The organism is Nonlabens dokdonensis DSW-6, assembly GCF_000332115.1.
GTDB classification, from domain to species: domain Bacteria; phylum Bacteroidota; class Bacteroidia; order Flavobacteriales; family Flavobacteriaceae; genus Nonlabens; species Nonlabens dokdonensis.
In genome coordinates this window covers 1520036-1540138 of record NC_020156.1, presented here as the reverse complement: position 1 = coordinate 1540138, position 20103 = coordinate 1520036, and the positions used below count along the sequence as shown (strand labels likewise).

18 protein-coding genes are annotated in these 20103 nt (G+C 35.6%); 5 read left to right on the top strand and 13 right to left on the bottom strand.

The genetic code is table 11. The annotated features are described in order from the left end of the window. Positions 1–55: 55 nt before the first annotated feature. Positions 56–1558, bottom strand: a complete 1503-nt coding sequence (locus DDD_RS06795; RefSeq protein ID WP_015362062.1) for a GH3 auxin-responsive promoter family protein — start codon at positions 1556–1558, stop codon at positions 56–58. After that, positions 1559–2422, bottom strand: a complete 864-nt coding sequence (locus tag DDD_RS06790) for a M23 family metallopeptidase (protein ID WP_015362061.1) — start codon at positions 2420–2422, stop codon at positions 1559–1561. 290 nt (positions 2423–2712) lie between these two features. Between DDD_RS06790 and tatA the strand changes: the two genes are divergently transcribed. After that, the gene (gene tatA / locus DDD_RS06785; RefSeq protein ID WP_015362060.1) at positions 2713–2907 is read left to right on the top strand and encodes a twin-arginine translocase TatA/TatE family subunit; all 195 of its coding nucleotides are present in this window, start codon (positions 2713–2715) and stop codon (positions 2905–2907) included. 77 nt (positions 2908–2984) lie between these two features. On the opposite strand, the gene DDD_RS06780 is transcribed toward tatA, so the two are convergent. The 7 genes from DDD_RS06780 to DDD_RS06750 form a co-directional block, all read right to left on the bottom strand. Then, positions 2985–3530: a hypothetical protein gene (locus tag DDD_RS06780; RefSeq protein WP_015362059.1), complete on the bottom strand. Its 546-nt coding sequence runs from the start codon at positions 3528–3530 to the stop codon at positions 2985–2987. An 11-nt stretch (positions 3531–3541) separates the two neighbouring features. Next, positions 3542–3964: a hypothetical protein gene (locus DDD_RS06775; RefSeq protein WP_015362058.1), complete on the bottom strand. Its 423-nt coding sequence runs from the start codon at positions 3962–3964 to the stop codon at positions 3542–3544. Between the two features lie 95 nt (positions 3965–4059). Next, positions 4060–4482, bottom strand: coding sequence for a hypothetical protein (locus DDD_RS06770; RefSeq protein WP_015362057.1), 423 nt, complete (start codon positions 4480–4482; stop codon positions 4060–4062). Positions 4483–4612: 130 nt separating this feature from the next. Continuing rightward, entirely contained in the window at positions 4613–5608 is a 996-nt protein-coding gene (locus tag DDD_RS06765; protein ID WP_015362055.1) for a DUF4837 family protein, read from the bottom strand. 1 nt (position 5609) lies between these two features. Further along, entirely contained in the window at positions 5610–7175 is a 1566-nt protein-coding gene (locus tag DDD_RS06760; protein ID WP_015362054.1) for a lytic transglycosylase domain-containing protein, read from the bottom strand. 108 nt (positions 7176–7283) lie between these two features. Beyond that, positions 7284–8465 carry a phosphoglycerate kinase gene (locus DDD_RS06755; RefSeq protein ID WP_015362053.1) on the bottom strand — a complete coding sequence of 394 codons (1182 nt, stop codon included), beginning with the start codon at positions 8463–8465 and terminating at the stop codon, positions 7284–7286. An 809-nt stretch (positions 8466–9274) separates the two neighbouring features. Beyond that, a complete protein-coding gene (locus tag DDD_RS06750) occupies positions 9275–9643 on the bottom strand; it encodes an endonuclease domain-containing protein (protein WP_041566998.1) in 369 nt (122 codons plus the stop codon). Positions 9644–9780: 137 nt separating this feature from the next. On the opposite strand from DDD_RS06750, the gene DDD_RS06745 reads away from it, so the two are divergent. Together DDD_RS06745 and DDD_RS06740 are read left to right on the top strand one after the other, a co-directional pair. After that, entirely contained in the window at positions 9781–10905 is a 1125-nt protein-coding gene (locus DDD_RS06745) for a DNA polymerase III subunit (protein ID WP_015362051.1), read from the top strand. 125 nt (positions 10906–11030) lie between these two features. Continuing rightward, the gene (locus DDD_RS06740; RefSeq protein WP_015362050.1) at positions 11031–11423 is read left to right on the top strand and encodes a hypothetical protein; all 393 of its coding nucleotides are present in this window, start codon (positions 11031–11033) and stop codon (positions 11421–11423) included. A 131-nt stretch (positions 11424–11554) separates the two neighbouring features. Here DDD_RS06740 and DDD_RS06735 read toward each other — a convergent pair whose 3' ends face one another. The 4 genes from DDD_RS06735 to DDD_RS17960 are packed head-to-tail and all read right to left on the bottom strand — an operon-like array spanning position 11555 to position 18188. Beyond that, a complete protein-coding gene (locus tag DDD_RS06735; protein ID WP_015362049.1) occupies positions 11555–12394 on the bottom strand; it encodes a class I SAM-dependent methyltransferase in 840 nt (279 codons plus the stop codon). Between the two features lie 18 nt (positions 12395–12412). Then, a complete protein-coding gene (gene mnmG, locus DDD_RS06730) occupies positions 12413–14284 on the bottom strand; it encodes a tRNA uridine-5-carboxymethylaminomethyl(34) synthesis enzyme MnmG (protein ID WP_015362048.1) in 1872 nt (623 codons plus the stop codon). Positions 14285–14287: 3 nt separating this feature from the next. Next, complete coding sequence (gene ybeY, locus DDD_RS06725) at positions 14288–14707, bottom strand: rRNA maturation RNase YbeY (protein WP_015362047.1); 420 nt, start codon at positions 14705–14707, stop codon at positions 14288–14290. Then, on the bottom strand, positions 14700–18188 hold the full coding sequence (locus tag DDD_RS17960) for a glutamyl-tRNA synthetase (protein ID WP_015362046.1): 3489 nt from the start codon (positions 18186–18188) through the stop codon (positions 14700–14702). Before DDD_RS17960 ends, ybeY begins: the two co-directional genes overlap by 8 nt. Before the next feature lie 197 nt (positions 18189–18385). On the opposite strand from DDD_RS17960, the gene DDD_RS06715 reads away from it, so the two are divergent. Both DDD_RS06715 and DDD_RS06710 read left to right on the top strand, forming a co-directional pair. Then, on the top strand, positions 18386–19438 hold the full coding sequence (locus tag DDD_RS06715) for an alkane 1-monooxygenase (protein ID WP_015362045.1): 1053 nt from the start codon (positions 18386–18388) through the stop codon (positions 19436–19438). A gap of 64 nt (positions 19439–19502) precedes the next feature. Continuing rightward, positions 19503–19955 carry a hypothetical protein gene (locus DDD_RS06710; protein WP_015362044.1) on the top strand — a complete coding sequence of 151 codons (453 nt, stop codon included), beginning with the start codon at positions 19503–19505 and terminating at the stop codon, positions 19953–19955. The last annotated feature ends 148 nt before the right edge of the window (positions 19956–20103 follow it).

Below are 20103 nucleotides of genomic sequence, written 5' to 3'. Positions count from 1 at the left end.
TTGTAAGCTTGGATTGAAAACTAGCTTTTTCAAGGAAATAGAATTCTAATTTGATCTAAGAGTCAGAAATAATCTTCTCCAACACCTCAGCAATTTTACGATCATTAGAAAGTCTTGGCAATTTATTCTGACCACCTAATTTACCTATGGTTTTCATGTATTGTTTGAAACCATTTTCAGGAACTGATGTAATTTTTAAAGGCTGTAGAATTTTACCAGTTATTAAATCGTCATAATAGGAGTTTTGTTTTCTCATTTGAAGATCTAGTGAAGCTTCTAGTTTTTTTAAGTCGGTATTAATCTCACCAAATTCTACAAACCATTCATGATAAGGCAACGCTCCTTCTAGCGGGCTTAATTGTGGTGCAACGGTAAATTCGTTAATTACAACATCTAGTTCTTGTGAAGCGGCTTTCATTGCTTCTTCAACCTCTTTACCTATTACGTGTTCACCACTAGCGCTAATGTAATGTTTGATCCTTCCTGTAACAACAACTCGATAAGGTTTTGTACTCGTAAACGCAACAGTATCACCTATGTTGTATGCCCATAAACCTGCTGTAGTAGAAATAATAAGCACATAATTGACACCTATTTCTACCTCACCTATTGTTAATCTTGGTGGATTTTTATCATAAAATTTATCGGCTGGAATGAACTCGTAAAAAATGCCGGCATCGAGAAGGAGTAACATCCCTTTCTCATTTTGTTTATCCTGATAGGCAAAAAAACCTTCACTAGCTGGAAAAAGCTCAATACTATCTACTTTACGACCTATTAATTGGTCAAATTTTGCTCGATACGGTTCAAAATTGACGCCACCATAAATGAACAAATTAAAGTCTGGAAATACTTCGCCTACTTTTTTACCAGTACGTTGTACAATACGTTCAAAATACATTTGCACCCAACTAGGAATACCAGAAATCACGCTCATTTTTTCTGGCAGGGTTTCATCAATCACAGCTTCTACTTTAGTTTCCCAATCGTCGATGCAATTGGTTTTCATAGAAGGCAACCTGTTTTTCTGAAGGTAATTAGGTACATAATGAGCCACAATACCACTCAAACGCCCCAACTGAATGCCATTTTTAGTCTCCATATCTGGACTTCCCTGAAGGAAAATCATTTTACCATCGACAAATTTTGAATTTCCTGTCTCGTGGATATAACTCAAAATGGCGTTACGGGCGGCTTTTACATGCTCTGGCATGGATTCCTTTGTGATAGGAATGTATTTTGCACCGCTGGTTGTTCCCGATGTTTTAGCAAAGTAAAGCGGTTTTCCTGGCCATAAGATATCTTCTTCTCCTGCCACTACTCTATCGACAAAAGGTCGCAGTTGTTCATAATCACGAACTGGAACTTGATCTATAAAGTCATGATGTGTTTTAATGCTGGAAAAAGAGTGCGCTTTCGCGAAAGCGGTATTACCAGCAGTCTTCAATAAATATTTAAAAACTTTATCCTGTGAGCCTACTGGATCAGATGCCCATTTTTTTGTTTTCTTATCAATGGTAGCGGCAAAAACCTTTGCGGCAAGAGACTTTATTGACATTTATTCAAAATTGATAAAATTAGTAGGATCGAGAGGATAGCCATCGCTCCAAATTTCAAAATGCAAGTGCGGTCCAGTAGTGAGTTCTCCTGTATTACCTACACCTGCAATAACCTCACCTGCAAGAACTTGATCGTTTTGTTCTTTATTGAGACTACCAGCATGTTTGTAAACCGTTATCAGGCCGTAAGCATGCTCAATTAAAATAGTGTAACCAGTATCTGCACTCCAGCTGGCAAACACCACAGTGCCGTCTGCAGCGGCTTTTATGGGAGTTCCTGAAGCTGCGACCACGTCTACCGCATAATGTTTGATTTCTGTATCATAATTGCCGGAAATAGTTCCCTTTACTGGTGGGAAGAAAACAAAGTTGGTTTTTGCTTTTGCTCCGGCGATGACGCTATAACGATCTGCTTGGGCGACTTCTTCTCTTAACAGACTATCTTCTTTGATAGGACTGAGATCTGGCACCTCAACTGTTGTTTCTACTTTGGCGATGCTGTCTATTCTGGCATACTCATCTGCAGTGATATCTCCATTTAGTAGCATTTTTATACGGCCGTAGAACTCGTCATTTGTTGCCACGAGTTGCTTTAAAGAATCGGTTTCTTTAGTGAGTTGTAGCGCAATTTTTTTAGTCGTCACGTCTGCATAACCTGGAATATATTCTCTTATGGGAGTAAATGCTATGAGAACTGTAGTAAGACCTATAAGAAGAACCGCACTTATAATGGTAACAATGAAAACGTTTAATCTGTTCAATTTGAGACTGAAGCGTTCTTCAAAAGTATCATCATTAAGCACTACCATGCGGTAATGGTGCGTCCATTTATTCTTTTGGTTCTTTTTTTTCTTTTTTGCCATGTTTATCTAACGTGTAACAAATATAAATAGTTTTTAAGGGAATAAAGTATGTGGTATGTGGTATGTGGTATGTGGTATGTGGTATGTGGTATGTGGTATGTGGTATGTGGTATGTGGTATGTGGTATGTGGTATGTGGTATGTGGTATGTGGTAAAATAAATTTTTGGATTTGAAAAAATGCTCCTGTTATCTTTATTTTGATATAAAGTGAAATTTTTAAAGATTAACAGCCTTAATACTTCTTGTTCTATGGCTTATTGTATCTTTGTAATCTATTAAAATTGAAATCATGATAGCAAATTTCTTTTTGGCAATGCCAGGCTTATGGAGTATCATACTTATTGTAGTAGTGATTCTTCTCATTTTCGGAGGTAAGAAAATACCAGAATTGATGCGCGGCTTAGGTGGCGGAATCAAAGAATTTAAAGAGGCCTCAAAAGATGAAAACGATAAAAAAGAAGATACTAACAATATAGAAAGTTAGTTTTCAAATTAAGGTTCATAAAAAACGGCATCATTTTAAGAATGATGCCGTTTTTTGTGGAATAATATTGACAAGAACTAATTGACTAGCGGTATATCTCCATTAAAATTTACCGTGAAATTTGCATTTGCATCATCTGCGATGCCTGTTCCTGTAATTCTAAAATCACCGTTTGTAAGCAAGTCAACAGTAATCGTTCCTTGAAAAACCTCATCTTCTATTACAGCACTATCAGTTTGAGAGTCATAATCAATTCCATAGTACGCATATGCGGTAAGCGCTTGATCATTAAGGCTGTCTAAATTATAGGTGCCGGCTTGCAGTCCATTATTAGCAGCTGTATAGAATTCAATAACGACTATATCACCTACTCCTGTTAACTGATTGCCACTACGTGTTAAACCATCGCCTGTTAATGCAACGGTAGTTAAAAATAAACCAGGACTATCGGGAAAACTAGGTGATCTATAACCAGCATCAAGATCATAGACAGTACTACCTACTGTAAATTGATTATCTACTGCAACTGGTGTAGGCGTAGAAGGATTATCATCATCAGGATTACAACTGTAAAGAATTACTGAAAATAATAGTAATAATATAATTTGAGACTTTGTTTTCATTAGTTGCGTTTTTAATAAGGAATTGCATCGTTGTAATCTTCTTCAGTAAAAGTGTAAGAAAAGTTTAAGGAATTGCCGTCTCGCTGGTAATCATCAGTATTATATAGTAAATCAGGACCTCCTAAATCATTTTCCTTTAAATACACTAACCTCTTATTATTATCAAATTTAACAACTATCGAATCCATTCGAATCACTGAAACTGGACCCAATGCCCTTCTACTCGATTTACAAAAATTAGTTAACAATCCTATTCCATTTTTATCGTAAATCCCTATCTCTGTAACAAATTGTCCACTATTATAATCATAAAACTCAAGTTTTAAATCTCTATTAGTTCCATTTAAATATGAATAACAAGTTGTTTTATCTTCCTGATCGGGATCACATGATATAATTAGTACTAGTGATAATAAAATTAATAGCTTTTTCATACTACCAATTATTGAATAACTGCAAGATGTCCGCAGGGTTGTCCTTTCCTAATGCATTTAAGTTTGCTCTATAATCATCAAGATCTGTTGCGTTTTTAATAAGGTACTGCATTATTGTAATCTTCTTCAGTAAAGGTATAGGAAAAGTTCAAGGAATTGCCGTCTCTTTGGTATGAATCTTCAAAAAATAGGGGATCTGGGACATCTTGAGATAATCTACCTAAAAATGTTAATTTTTTAGTATTATCAAATTTCACCACAATCGAATCAAAACGATAAACTGAAACAGGACCAGGAACATCCAGACTTTCTTTACATTTATTAACTAATAAGCCAGGACCAGAAGATAAGTAAGTGCCTATCTCGATTGTTATTCTATTACCGTTATAATTATATAACTCCAATTGAACCTCTTTATTAGTTCCATTTAAAAATGAGTAACAAGTTGCTTTTTCATCTTCCGTTCTTGTGCAAAAGGATACAAAAAAAATGACTAATATTTGTATAATATATTTCATTTTACCAATTATTAAAGAGTTGTAAAATGTCAGCAGGGTTGTCTTTTCCTAATGCATTCAAGTTTGCTCTATAATCATCAAGGCTTGTTGCGTTTTTATTTGAAACTTGCTTCATAAAAAAGATGATACACTAGTTGCTACTCACCTTCTGCAGCTCTATAAACTTTAAACTTTTTAAGATCGCTTCTATTTCAAAAAGGTAATTGCGTTGTGCACTACTAGGTGCACTTACATAACCTTCTATGATCATCCAGTTGTCTTTTTCTTTATTGTAAATCGCATAATTGACAAATGGTCCAGCTGCAAACATATCTTTAATTTCCCAAGTTCCTTTGGTTTCAAAAGCAAACCTACCGTCTATTTGGCTTTCATTTAAGAAAGGAGAATAGGCTGGCTCGGTCTGGAATGGACCACCATCGGTAAGGATTTTTATAGCTCCAATAGAATCTCTGACCTTAACGATGTCCAATACAGTACTGTCACTACGTTTAATGCGGTTGCGATCTACTTCATAAAACATCAAGTCCATCGTCCCTTCTTTGATAGGACGTCTCAACCAGAAAAAATTGTTATCTACTTCACCATTATAAGTGGCATAGCGATAAGCTCGTGGAACAATAATATCAATACCAAATCGCTCTTTGAGTCGATCTGTGTTCAATGCTACCTTATCCATTAGGAATTGCTTGCGTTCTATCTCGCCCTTGTTAAATATAGCAACCATATCATCAGCATTTTCTGTAATAACATTGCTGATCTCTTCATTATTCTTTCCACGAACGATAATTCCTATTTGCGGATTTGCAAACAGGTCTTTCTTGATGCGTACACCGCTGCTATCTGCTTTTTGAACAAATAAGTAGTTACGCGACTTTCTCAACATACCTTTAAAAGCTGCAGGTTTTACATGATTAAGAGTAAACATAGGTTCTTCTCTCACGATGCCATCGAGAGGTCTTGCAAATTCTTTTCTTATGGTATCTCCTAAAGCGCCATTCCAGTCGTCATTTTCTATGATTACTAGAATATCGTTTAGTTTTCCTGCGCTATCTTGTACTACTACTGCCCTATCATCGCAGCTTATCAACACAAAACAAACGGCAAGGATTAAGTATATTTTATTCATTTTACTTTAGTTTTAAAGTTGTCCCAGCTTTTAAGTTTTGGGATTTAGAAGGATTTAATTTACGTATGCTTGCAATAGATATGCCATATTTATTGGCTATTTTCCACAAGCTGTCACCGCTTTTCACTTTGTAAGTGTTAGGTGTTTTAGTCGATTTTGAGCTGGAGCTCGTAATCGGATTTCTTGAATGAATATACAGCCTCTGACCGATGCTTAAATTATTACTTCTTAGACTGTTCCAGCGTTTGATTTGACTGACGCGCACGCCATAACGATTGGCTATTTTACCTAAGTAATCGCCACTTTTCACTCGATATACGATTCTGCTTTCTGCTTTGAGGAGCTCTGGTATCGGTTTTTCTTTCTTTTCAAATTCCGCTTTCGCGAAAGCGTACACATCATCCTCATTACTCACAAATTTTGCGGCATCTCTTATGGGCAATCGCAAACTGTAGTTTCTGCCTTTTACCACTGGAATAATATCCAGTTTATACGACGGATTATGAAATTGCACGACCTCGAGATCTTGATCTGTAAATTGTGCTACATGTTCTAACGAAATAGTTCTTTTTACCCTAATGGTATCTGTCGCAATGCTTTTATAAATGGTTTGTTGCGGCTGGAAACCATGCTCTGGCGCATATTTAAATAAATACATCATCGCTTGAAACGCTGGAACGTAACCAGCTGTTTCTCTGGGTAAATAGGGTCTTATATTCCAGTAGTTTTTATAGCCACCACTGCGTCGTATCGCTTTATTTACATTTCCTGGACCAGAATTATAAGCCGCAAGAACCAGATCCCAATCTCCATAAATATTGTACAAACTGCGCATAAATTTACACGCTGCTTGTGTAGATTTTATAGGATCCATGCGCTCATCTACATAAGAATTGACCTCAAGATCATAATTGCGACCTGTGGTAAACATAAATTGCCACAATCCTGTCGCTCCTACTCTACTCTTGATACGAGGATCGAGAGCACTTTCCACAACTGCCAGATATTTCATTTCTAGTGGAATATCATATTGATCTAGGTAAGGCTCAAACATGGGAAAATAATAATCGCTAAGCGTCATTAAACGTTCCATGTAAACACGCTGATAACTCAATTTCTTATTGATCAACTTCTCTAAAATAGGGTTATAATCAATCTGAAAAGGTGTGGTCTCATTGATAATAGCAAGTCTTGCCTTGAGCGTATCTGTAGGAAGCGTTTGATTTACTGTCTCACTATAATCCATTTGTACGATCTCATCGTACATATAATCATATAAATCGTTATTATACAACTCATTAAGCAACTTCTCATCAAAATCATCTACCTCAGGATATATTTTCAAAGGTGTCCCTGAAATTGTAGTATCTACCGCTATTTCTTGCACAGGAATTTCTACAGAAAGGATGGTCTCTGCTTCTAAAGAATCATTTTGAATTTGCTGTTTTTTATACTCTTCATACGTGACTACTTTACCTTGCGTTTTTATAGAATCTTGCTCGACCACTTGTGCTGTAGTAGGCAGTGTGTAAATAGGAATAAGGAAAAATAGGAGGTATTTATACATAGTGTATCTTACTAATTCATAGAGCCAGATGCACTAGATTTAAATATCCGGCTAGCATCTGATTCTAAAAATTTAATTATAATAGGTATTTAACTGTAATTTAAATGCTTATTTATTCATCGCAGCAATACCAGGAAGCGTTCTTCCTTCAAGCATCTCTAGCATTGCGCCGCCGCCAGTGGAAACATAACTTACTTGATCTTCAAAACCAAATTGCTTTACCGCAGCCACGCTATCGCCACCACCTACTAACGAGAACGCACCGTTTCTTGTTGCCATTGCAACAGAGTTTCCTAACGCAATCGTACCCTTTGAAAAAGGTTCCATTTCAAAAACACCAGCTGGACCGTTCCATAAAATAGTTTTGGCATTTTGAAGCACTTGATGAAATTTTGTTCTAGACTCTTCTCCTATATCCAGTCCCATCCAGCCGTCGGGAATAGCGTCTATAGCAGACACGTCTCTATCTGCTAATTCTGAAAAATCACTTGCCGTAATGACATCTACTGGTAAATGTATAGTTGTTTTCGTTTCTTTTGCCTTTTCAAGGATTTCTAAAGCCAATTTTTGTTTATCATCTTCAACCAGCGAATCTCCTATTTTACCACCTTGAGCTTTGATAAAAGTGTATGCCATCCCACCTGCAATGATCAAGTCATCTACTTTGCTAAGAATGTTTTCTATCACCGTAATTTTTGACGAAACTTTTGCGCCTCCTAAAATTGCCACTAGAGGTCTTTCTGGGGTTTTCATTACCTTATCTAGACTTTCTATCTCTCTATTCATGAGCATTCCGAAGCATTTTTCTTCAAAATATTGAGCAATTACGGCAGTGCTGGCGTGTTCTCTATGTGCAGTACCGAAGGCATCATTAATATATACGTCAGCTAGTTTTGATAACGCTTTCGCGAAAGCGGCATCTCCAGCAGTCTCCTCTTTATAATATCTTAAGTTCTCTAGTAATAAGACTTCACCGCTTTCTAGAGCTGCAGCAGCATTTTCGGCCATTGCTCCTATACAATCTTCTACAAATTTTACTTGAACACCTAGAATATCGCTTGCTTTTGCACAAACATGCTTTAATGAAAATTCTTCTTCACTATTTTTAGGCCTACCTAGGTGCGACATCAGTATTACGGAACCACCGTGTTCTAACACATGAATAATGGTGTCTTTGGCAGCTTGTATCCTGGTCGCATCAGTGACATTATAGTCATCGTCTAGCGGTACGTTAAAATCTACACGTATTAAAGCTTTTTTATTCTCAAAATTAATTTGTTCTATGGTCATTCTTTGAATTTCAAATGGTTTAAAAACAAATATAATGGATATGAAATTACAATAACGTTATCGTTACCTAAAGAATGAGGTCATTTTACTCTTGAGCAAACACCCTTTGTCCTGCGAACATTTCCCTCGAGAGAAAAACTAAAGAACAAGATGTAACGATAAGGTGATGAAAATCAAAGAATATCGTCTTCCCTTGAGGGAAGATAAGAGTTGGGTGTTTGCGGTATTTTTACTCTTGAGCAAACACTCTTTGTCTTGCGGACATTTCCCTCGAGGGAAAAACTAAAGAACAAAATGTAGCGATAAGGTGATAAAAATCAAAAATTACCGTCTTCCCTTGAGGGAAGATAAGAGTTGGGTGTTTGCGGTATTTTTACTCATGAGCAAACACCCTTTGTCCTGCTGACATTTCCCTAAAGGAAAATCCTAGTTAACATAATGCAATTATAGGTCGATGAAATCCAAAGAATACCGTCTTCCCTTGAGGGAAGATGGGAGTTGGGTGTTTGCGGTATTTTTACTCATGAGCAAACACCCTTTGTCCTGCGGACATTTCCCTCAAGGGAAAATCCTAGTTAACATAATGCAATTATAGGTAGATGAAAATCAAAGAATACCGTCTTTCCTTGAGGGAAGATGAGAGTTGGGTGTTTGCGGTATTTTTACTCATGAGCAAACACCCTTTGTCCTGCGGACATTTCCCTCAAGGGAAAATCCTAGTTAACATAATGCAATTATAGGTAGATGAAAATCAAAGAATACCTTCTTTCCTTGAGGGAAGATGAGAGTTGGGTGTTTACCGGCAAAAATTAATCTGATAAATCATGGATTAACTCCCTTAACTCTGCTAGTACCTCATTCATGTTATTCTGAATTTGATGATTTGAAAATCGGACAAAAGTCACTCCAAGTTCTTCTATTCTATCTTGTCTTGTTGCGTCTTCCAAGAAATTATTCTCATGAGAACTTCCATCAATTTCTATGGCAATTCCTAAATCTTTAATATAAAAATCTACAACATAATCCAGTATAGGCATCTGTCTTCTCATTACTACACCTAGTTGTGAAGATTTCGTTTTTTTCCAAAACAAACCTTCTGACTTAGTCATTGAATTTCTCAATTTTCTAGAAAGATCCCTGGCCTCTGGTGTATAAGGTAAAATATTATGATTTCGCATTAATATGAAGATAACAAATAATCATTATATCATCGCAAAAACCCTTTGTACTGCGGACATTTTCCTCAAGGGAAAACCCTAAGAATAAGCTATAATGATAAATTAATAAAAACAAGTGATCAACTTATATTTGCATTATGCAATATCAAGATGTTTTAGGATTAGATCACATTAAAAAGCACCTACAATCTACGGTAGAAAATAGTCGTATTGCTCATGCGCAATTATTTGTAGGTCCTACAGGAAGTGGTGTCTTACCACTGGCTGTGGCTTATGCTAGACATATTCTATGTCATGATAATTCTAGTAGCTGTCATGCGCAATTAAACAACCTAGCGCATCCTGATTTACATTTCTCCTTTCCTATGCCTGCCAGTGTAGGAAGTAGTAGTAAGGCAACATCTGATATATTCTTAGCAGAGTGGCGCGAGTTTGTAAAGACCAATAGCTACGGTAGTTTACCAGACTGGTACAAAGCGATCGATATTGAGAAAAAAAATGCTGAAATACGTGTTGCTGAGGCTCAGCTTATCATGAAAAAGCTAAGCCTTAAGTCTTATGAAGGTGGTTATAAAGTGCTCATCGTTTGGGGAGCCGATAAAATGAATACTGAAGCGGCTAATAAATTATTGAAGCTTATCGAAGAGCCACCAGCAAATACTATCATTTTATTAGTAGCAGAATCTGATGATCGCATTATCAACACGATTAAATCCAGGTGCCAAATCATTAATGTACCTAAATTAAACGCTGCGGTCATCGCCCAAGGATTACAAAAAAACCTACAATTAACTGAAAGTCAAAGCTCTATAATAGCTAGGCAAGCTGATGGAGATTACCGTAAAGCAGTTCAATTCTCACAAAATAGTGCTGAAGATTTACAATTTGAAGAATGGTTTGTGCAATGGGTTCGTACTGCTTTTGTTGCTAAAACCAAGATAACCGCCATAAGTGATTTAATGAATTGGGCAAATACTATTGCTGCAGTAAATAGAGAAACTCAAATTCGCTTTTTAAATTATTGCATAGAATTCTTTAGGCAAGCAATGCTTAAAAATTATAAAGCAGAGAGCGCCGTTTATTTATCACCACAAAGTGGTTTTGATTTAAGCAAATTTGCCCCTTTTGTAGATGGTAACCGTATGCTTGAAGTACAAAAGCAGCTTCAAGATGCCATTTATCATATAGAACGTAATGCAAATGGTAAAATAGTACTTACTGATTTGAGTATAGGGATGACGCGTATCTTACATTCTAAGTAAGATTTTTATTGAAAGGCTCGCGAGTCAAATAATGAATAAAACAATCACTTTGTCATTTTCCTAAAGGGTGGAATTAACTCCACCCTTTAGGAAAATAGCCGATAGTAAAATATAAATTTACAAAAATGCTCCTATCAAATTCGACAGTAATACTAATCTCTGCTTTTCTTTCGATTACTTATTTCTTTTCTGCTTTTGAAAAAATTAAGGATTGGAATAAAACGATTAAGTATTACAACGAAATGTTTAAAGGAAGGCTTTCTAGAAAATTAGTTCTTGTTTCTATTTATGTAATAATTGTTGTAGAACTATCTTCGATCCTACTATTTCTATATGGAAACTTTTCTTTTATCAATTCAGAAAGTAGAATAGTGTTGCAATATGCATTTATAATATCGTCAATTTTATTACTTGTACTTTTAAGCGGCTTGCGAATTGCAAAAGATTATCAAGGAGCTGCACAAATAGGAATTTACTTTTTGATTAGCATTTTTGGACTTTATTTGATGGAATTATAAAAACTTATAGTTTCTAAAATTTCCATCATTTACATCTATTGAAATTGGTTCGAAATAAAGCGATTTAAGCCGCTTTTGTGTTTATCGCTACACATATCATAGTTTCAGATAAAACGGATGTACAAAACGTATTAAAAACGTTTTTTTAACACATAAGTGATGGAACTAGGTTCATTTGTGAAGATAGCTTTCAAATTAGAAAACAAACCAATGAATATTCCAGAAAGAAATGGGAAGGCTGATTTTTTGTATTTAGATGATAAAATGGAAACATATAAACTATCAAACCACATCGGTTGCATTTTTATAATCTCAAATTCTTTATCAAAAATACTTTTTACGGCTTTTTTATTGAAGTGAAATAAATGTCGCGGCACATCATAACCTGCCCAATAACTATTGTAATATTTAGCATCAAAAGATTCGTAATTAGGTAAAGCAAGGATTAAAACACCATTTGGTTTTAACAATTGCAAAATATTTTCCTTTTGTTTTTCAACATCTGGTACATGTTCTAAAACATGATACATAGAAATAAGTTGAAAACTATTAGCCTCTACTTCATTTAAGCTTGCGTATAAATCCACGCCTTTATTTCTAGCAACAGTTCTTGCTTTCTCGCTAGGTTCGAAACCAGTTGCGCTTAATTGAGCTTCCTTCAGCGCCAGAACTAAATCTCCTACTCCAGCACCGATATCTAATACAGATCCATTTTGAGCGAATTTCCTTATTAAAGAAGTTTTAGATTTGAGATTGAAACCTTTTGCAAAATTATAGCACCGCGCAAAAAATGAATCTTGATTGTCATCATGAGATAGGTAATCTTCACTCTCATAATAAGGATCTAAATTTTCTGGTTGCGGAATAGTTTTTATTAATTCGGTTTCTGGATCAATATAAAGATCAAATTTTTCTTGAGTTAGAAAGTGATCTTTAAGTTCTAGAAAATATTTAGGAAACTTCAAATTCATAAATTGTTTCACGTGAAACTATCGACCCATATGAACTAACAAAACTGAAATATCACTAGGTGACACACCAGAAATACGACTTGCTTGAGAAACGGTTACCGGTTGTACTTTGGTAAGTTTCTCTCTTGCTTCATAAGAAAGTGACTTGATGCTTTTAAAATCATAGTTAGCTGGAATCTTTACATTCTCTAATCGGTGTAACTTATCGGCATTGTTTTTTTCCTTGTCGATATAGCCAGCATATTTGACGTGTACTTCAACTTGTTCTAAAATATCATCATTTAAATCATTCTTTTCTAAGTATTCTTTTACTTGAGAAATAGTCTTAATATCATCAAGAGTAATTTGAGGTCTTGAGAAAACCTTAAATAACTTATCATTTTGAGTGACTTTTTTACTTCCTTTAGATTCCAATAACGGATTCATTTCATTAAAATCATAACTCGTATCACGTAAAAATTGAACCATTTTTTCAGACTCGTTTTGTTTACGCTCTACTCTTTTTAGAGCTTCATCAGTTACAATACCCAAATCAACTGCACGAGGTGTTAGACGTAAATCGGCATTATCCTGTCTTAATAAAGTTCTATATTCAGCCCTTGACGTAAACATTCTATAAGGTTCTTCTGTACCTTTTGTTATTAGATCATCAACTAAAACACCTATATAAGCCTCATCCCTTTGTAGAATAAAAGCTTCTTCCTCACGTATCTTTCTTACTGCGTTAATACCAGCCATCATACCTTGAGAGGCAGCTTCTTCATAACCAGTTGTTCCATTAATCTGTCCAGCAAAGTAGAGATTATCAACCAGCTTAGTTTCCAAAGTATGTTTTAACTGCGTAGGCGGGAAGTAATCGTACTCGATTGCATAGCCCGGTCTGAAAAATTTTACGTTCTCAAATCCTGCAACCGATTTTAATGCTTTAAATTGGACATCTTCAGGAAGCGAAGTACTAAATCCATTAACATAGACCTCACACGTTTGCCATCCTTCTGGTTCTACAAAAATTTGATGCCTGTCTTTATCTGCAAAACGGTCAATCTTATCTTCAATACTCGGACAATATCTTGGACCTATAGATTGGATTCTACCATTAAACATTGGAGAGCGATCAAACCCTTCACGAAGCAAATCATGCACCTCTGGACTTGTATAAGTCATGTGACAATCTCTCTGATTGGTCAAATTTGTCGTAAGATTACTATAGCTAAATTTAGAGGTATTTACATCTCCAGGTTGAGGAATCATTCTAGAATAATCTAATGATCTACCATCAACTCTTGGTGGCGTTCCTGTCTTCATTCTCCCTGACTCAAAACCTAAGTCGACCAATTGTCCAGTAATTCCAGTAGAAGCTCTTTCACCAGCACGTCCACCACCAAAGTTTTTATCACCGATATGAATCAAACCATTTAAGAAGGTTCCATTAGTTAATACAACAGCTTTAGCTCGTATTTCAATACCTAAAGATGACTTAACACCTACAACTTTTCCGCCTTCGACAATTAAACCTACTACCATTTCTTGATAGAAATCTAATAATGGAATAGCTTCTAATTGCATACGCCATTCTTCTGAAAAGAGCATACGATCATTTTGGGTTCTTGGCGACCACATTGCAGGACCTTTGGAGAGGTTCAACATTTTAAATTGAATAGCACTCTTATCAGAAACGATTCCGCTGAGTCCACCTAAAGCATCAATCTCGCGAACTATTTGTCCTTTTGCAATACCACCCATGGCAGGATTACATGACATCTGACCGATAGTTTCAAGATTCATTGTTACTAACAACGTGCTCGCTCCCATATTTGCAGAAACAGCTGCAGCTTCACTACCTGCGTGACCTGCTCCTACCACTATAACATCATATTCTCTACTAAACATAGTCTATTGTTTCACGTGAAACATCTTTATTTTTTCATTTTCCAGCTTGCGCATTACATCCTTTTCCTCATTCGTTTTATCAGGATAGCCACATAAATGCAACAATCCATGAACCATTACACGATGAAGTTCGTCTGTCTCGCTTTCGCGAAAGCGTGACGCGTTTTCTACTACACGATCCGTACTAATATAAATCTCACCATTAAGTAATCCATCTTCATTATAATCAAAGGTGATAATATCAGTATAGTTATCATGATTCAGATACGACTGATTAATCTCTAAAAGGAATTCATCAGAGCAAAAGACGTAGGATAGATTACCGATAGTTTTCTGTTCGGAAACAGCAACCGCATTCAACCAATTGCTATATTCTAGATCGCCTAATGGCTCAAAATTATTCTGGTAATTAAATTCAATCATTAGATTTAAAATAGTCCTTCACCTTGTTCCGAAATTGCGGCTGCAAAGGTAATACTTGTCTATTTAATATCTCCTTGTTATTAAAATACTTAGATGCGTCTGGAATTTTAGCATTTGTATTATTTAAAAAGTCTCTCACATTAGTTCTAGCCTCACGCTGATTCTCTTCTCCTTGCTCTAATCCGGCATCTTTTAACTTCAACAAATCATGCTGGATTTCCATCATGCGCTGTTGTACTTCACGATTAAAACCTTGATCAAGAAGTTTACGTTCTACGGCTTTCATCTTATCTGTGATATCTCCTACCTTGCCTTCGAGCCCTTCTCGACGAATCATATCTTCTAACTGACCTCGTAATTCTTGCTGTTGCTTGTAAATTTCATAAATACGTTTTGCTTCTTCCTCACTCTCTCGATAACCTTGCTCCTCGCCTTCTCCATCACCTTGACCTTCTCCATTTCCGTTACCATTACCCTTACCTTTTCCATCTCCTCCTTTTCCATTTCCTTCTCCTGATTCACCACCTTCACCTTCTCCACCTTCACCAGATTCACCGTTCTGGCCTGACTGACCACTTTGTCCAGATTCACCTGACTCACCAGATTGCCCACTCTGCCCTGATTGACCGCTTTCACCAGACTCCCCAGATTCACCTTCTTTTCCAGACTCGCCCTCTTTTCCCTCTTTACCATCTTTCCCTTCACCTTGTTTAGAAAGACTTTCTTGTTTTTTAATAATGGTTGGTAATTGAAATCCTTCGCCCGGTTCGCCACCTTTTCCCATACCAGGTTTTGGGATTGCGTTATTCATAGCATCTAGCGTATTACTTAACATTTCAGCTAGCGTATTTGCTCCTTTAAACACAAAGTGCTGAGATATCTGTCCATTCTGCATTTCGAATTCGGCAATTTGTTCTAATGATTTCTCTAAGTAATAATAAATATCAGTTACCTCATCATTGATTTCTTGACCTATTTTTGGATTGCGCGTCGCCAATGCAAATAGACTATCGTCTACATGTTCAAACGCCTTCTCTAAGTCTTTTTGTAACTTTAATTTCTTACCTAAACTTGGGCTTAGTCTATTCATTTGTTTCATGGACTCCATCAGTTCTTCTTCCTCTACTGAAAAAACTAGAAGGTTATCTAGAATCTGACGTAAACTATCAGAGTCTTCTTCCATTCCTTCCTGGGCCATGGCTTGCATTTGAGATGCCATAGATTGAGCCTGCTTTTGCATTTTCTTAGCAGCACTCTTTTGTTTTTTCTTGGCATCAGAAGTTTTAGACTCTTGAAGGTCATCACTAGATTGCTCTTGCTCCTCTTTAATTTCTTCAGACTCCTCTGGTTCAAATTCCATAGGCATAGGATCTTTTAAACCATCATTTTCCTTTTCTAATTCTTCAAGCTCCTTTTCCCACTCCTTGTACTCTTCATTAAGCTTGTCTTGATCTTCCTTCTTATTTTCTTCACCATCTTTTTCTGATTGCTCTTTTTGTTTCTGTGCAATTTTTTGTAGCTCTTTTCCTAATTGTTCAAACTTTTGTTGCACATAATATCTTTTCGTTAACTCCAGCAATTGATCTAAATTTCTCTTTTGTTTTTTAGAATTCTTCTTAGACTTCTCCATTTTCTCATTCAGTTCCTCTGGAGTGAGCTTGTCTTGATATTCTTGCAATTCTTTGAGTAACTCTTCGTTCTTCTTTAACTCCTCTGCGCTTTTCTCCATACGATCCTCCAGCAATTCTTTCATAGGATCTTCATCAGGATTAGACTTTTCAAGATTCTCTTTCATCTTTTCTAACTCCTGACGCATTTTTTGCTCTTGCTTCTGTTGATTTTTTAAAGCTTGTTCTAGCTTGCGCTTATCATTAAAGCTGCGCTCCTTCTTCTGTAACTGTTCCTTAGAGAGCTCATCCAGTTTTTCTTGCTGCTTTTCTTGTTCTTTGAGCGCTTCTTCAACATTTGTTAAAGACTCTTTTTGTTGTGAAAGCTGTTTGTCTTCAAATTCATCGTCAGATAGTTTGCGATAGGAAAAAACTTCTGACTTAGTAGATTTGTAATTACTAACTGCATCATTATCAATAACTTCAAAGTAAAACTGATAGCTATTACCAGCTTCCAAAGGCACATTACCTGGAAAAGTTAATAAGAACTCGTCGAATGTACCTCGATTACTACCTAAATCATAACTTTTAATTTGGGACACATCATCTGACGGATAGTAAACCAATTGCATTTTACGAATTCCATAATCATCAGCCGCTTGCCCTTTAAAGTACATTAAGTCATCATCTATAGAATCCTTTTTCATTTCTAGCTTTAACTCTGGAAATTCGTCCTTTACCACATCAATTTTAAAATTGAGCACCTCGTGATCTTTAACGTTTTCATTTGTGGTGGCAATGCTGTATTTAAGTGGTTGTAGTACCGCTTTCGCGAAAGCGAAACCATCATCTATCTTCTCAAAACTGTTTCTAACATTGTTACTTATAAAGTCTACTTGCGACGTGTTAGACGTATTCAAATTCCAAGTAATGGTTGTTCCATGTGGGACAATGGCGTTACCAGTACTAGACAATTTCTCATCTTTTTTACCAGTATGTGACGGATAATCCATGAATAATTCAAAACCATTTAGTACGGGAACGTCATCTACATGTAAAGTATACCTCTTGCTCGTCACTTCATTTGCTAGCAAATAAAATTGTGTAGAAATAGAAGGTTTAGAGAAAATAAAACTGAATTTACCTGGAGCCTCTTGAGTCAAGAAGTAAGTTTGATCATTAAAAACGATAGTAGCGTTTTCTGGAAGCTTACGGCCGCTCACTTCTACATTTAATTTGAAATCACGGCGCTGTAACGTATTTAAATCTTCATTGAGAATTTTAAATGTGAACGGCGCTGGCGGAATGTACTCGTTATTAAAATCTGCTACGCGTTTTGCACTGTCTGTAATTATTTCATTGTTGCCGGTAAATAAAAGTCCAGCGATAATTACCACCGGAATTGCGAGATACGGTAAGTATTTCTTGTTCTTTTTATAATCAATCGCAAGTGTAAAAGGAATGGGTTTTAACTCCTCACTCTTTTGATTGATACTTGCCCAAGTGAGCTCATCGTCTCCACCATTTTTATGCAGTTGCAATACATTAATTAACTTATCAGAAACTTCTGGAAAGTGCGTTCCTATCATGGTACTTGCATCTCTGAAATTTATTCCTTTAGATAATTTAAACAATCTTGCCAAAGGAATCCCAACAAAACGAATGAGTAAAAATACCTCTGTTATTATAAAGAGTGAAAAAAGAATGGTTCGTCCCAAAGGGTTCAACCAAAGAAAATACTCTATCACTACAGTAAATAAAAAGTACAATAAACCCAGCGCCAGAAAAAGGATCAATCCTTTGATCAATTCATTGCGATAGTATTTACTTATAAAACGTGTGAGCTTTTGCTCTATGATTTCAAAATTTGTCATTTTGTATATTGTCGTGTACTAGTCGTAAATATAACGGATTAGACTGAGGTTTATGATACTACTCTATGTTAGAGGTTATCTTATCAAGTATATGGAGTTACAAGTCATTAAAACGGCGTTCTATTGGGTAGGTTTTTAAGTAATTCTTAACGTTTGCGACTATGTTGTATATTTATCTACTTATCTATTTATAGTAAATGAAAGATCTTAAATATTTATCGGCATATATCGTTCCGTTATTTTGCATTATAGGAATTACTTATGGAGAAATATGGTTGTTCCTAACTCCGTTTGTCATATTTATTATTGTTCCTTTAGTTGAACTATGGATGCCATCATTAAAATCAAATTTGAGTGACGAAGAAAAAGAAAGCAAAATTAAAAATAGTTTCTTTGATGTATTGCTCTGGCTTAATGTTCCTATAATTTTTGGTACACTATTTTACGGGCTCTACTCCTATTATACTCAAACTTACGAGACTTATGAAGTGATAGGTTTAATTTTTTCTTTAGGAATTGTTGCAGGTAGTAATGGAATAAATGTAGCTCATGAATTGGGTCATCGTCAGGAAACATGGGAACGGTTTTTAGGTAAGCTATTGTTACTTCCTAGTTTGTATATGCATTTCTATATAGAGCATAATTACAATCATCATTTAAAAGCAGCAACGCCAGAAGATCCTGCAAGTGCTCGATACAATGAAAATCTTTACGCTTTCTGGCTGCGATCTGTAACTACTCAATACACCAGTTCTTGGAAAATTCAAAGCCGATTAAATAAAGCTGCTGGTAGATCTTTTTTCTCACTTAAGAATGACATGTTTTGGTACACTATTGTTCAAATCTCTTATTTGCTTTTTATAGGATTCATTTTTTCATGGTCTACCATGTTCATAGCTTTAGGAGTTGCGTTTGTAGGTTTTTCATTGCTTGAAATTATAAATTATTTAGAACATTACGGTTTACGAAGAGCTAAGAAAAAGTCTGGACGTTATGAAGTAGTGCGAGAAATTCACAGCTGGAACTCTAATCATGCGCTAGGTAGAATTTTATTATACGAATTAACACGACATAGCGATCATCATTACAGAGCAAACAAAAAATACCAACTACTCGACTATCATGATGTAAGTCCACAATTGCCTTACGGCTATCCTACCATGATGGTCATTGCTACTATTCCACCTTTATGGTTTTCTATAGTTAATAAGCATGTACCTGAGGATATGGTGGCGTTGAGTAAGATTTAAATTTAAACTTAGGTTCAAAGCAAGAATCATTAGAATTGCAAAAACTAAAAGAACTGACTAATTAATGTTTAGGAGTAGATTTTACAGCACCAATAAAAGTCCCGAAACGAAAGCGGAAGATAATTTAATTCAACAACATGATCGTAAACATGGAAAAGATGGGAAATGGCTCAAATATTTAATTCTAGCTTTACTTCTTGGTATTACTATATTATTAGCAAGTAACTATTTTATAAAAAAGTCTTTTCTATCAAATAGTATTTCCACTCATGCAAAAATTCTTAATTTAAAGAATAATTCGAGTAATACTTTGCAAGGCATTGCGCCTATGAATGGTTTTATTAGAATTACTTACCGATATACAGTAAATGATTTCTTTTATGAACAAAGTGAAGATGTTTACCAAAACATTTATTCACAATATTTTGATTATAATATTGAAAATGTAGATTCCGTTGAGATTCTGTATGAACGAAACAATCCTGAAAATAGCAGAATTAAAAAATTAAACGAATAATACTATTCTAAAAGTGCAGAATTAATTCTACCTCTATGGAAAAGTTATAGTCAGTAAAAACTCTTAACAGGCAAAACCTAAACTTAAGTTTAAGTTTAAGTTTAAGTTTAGATTTAACCACTAACTTTGCACTCCATTAAAAAATGCT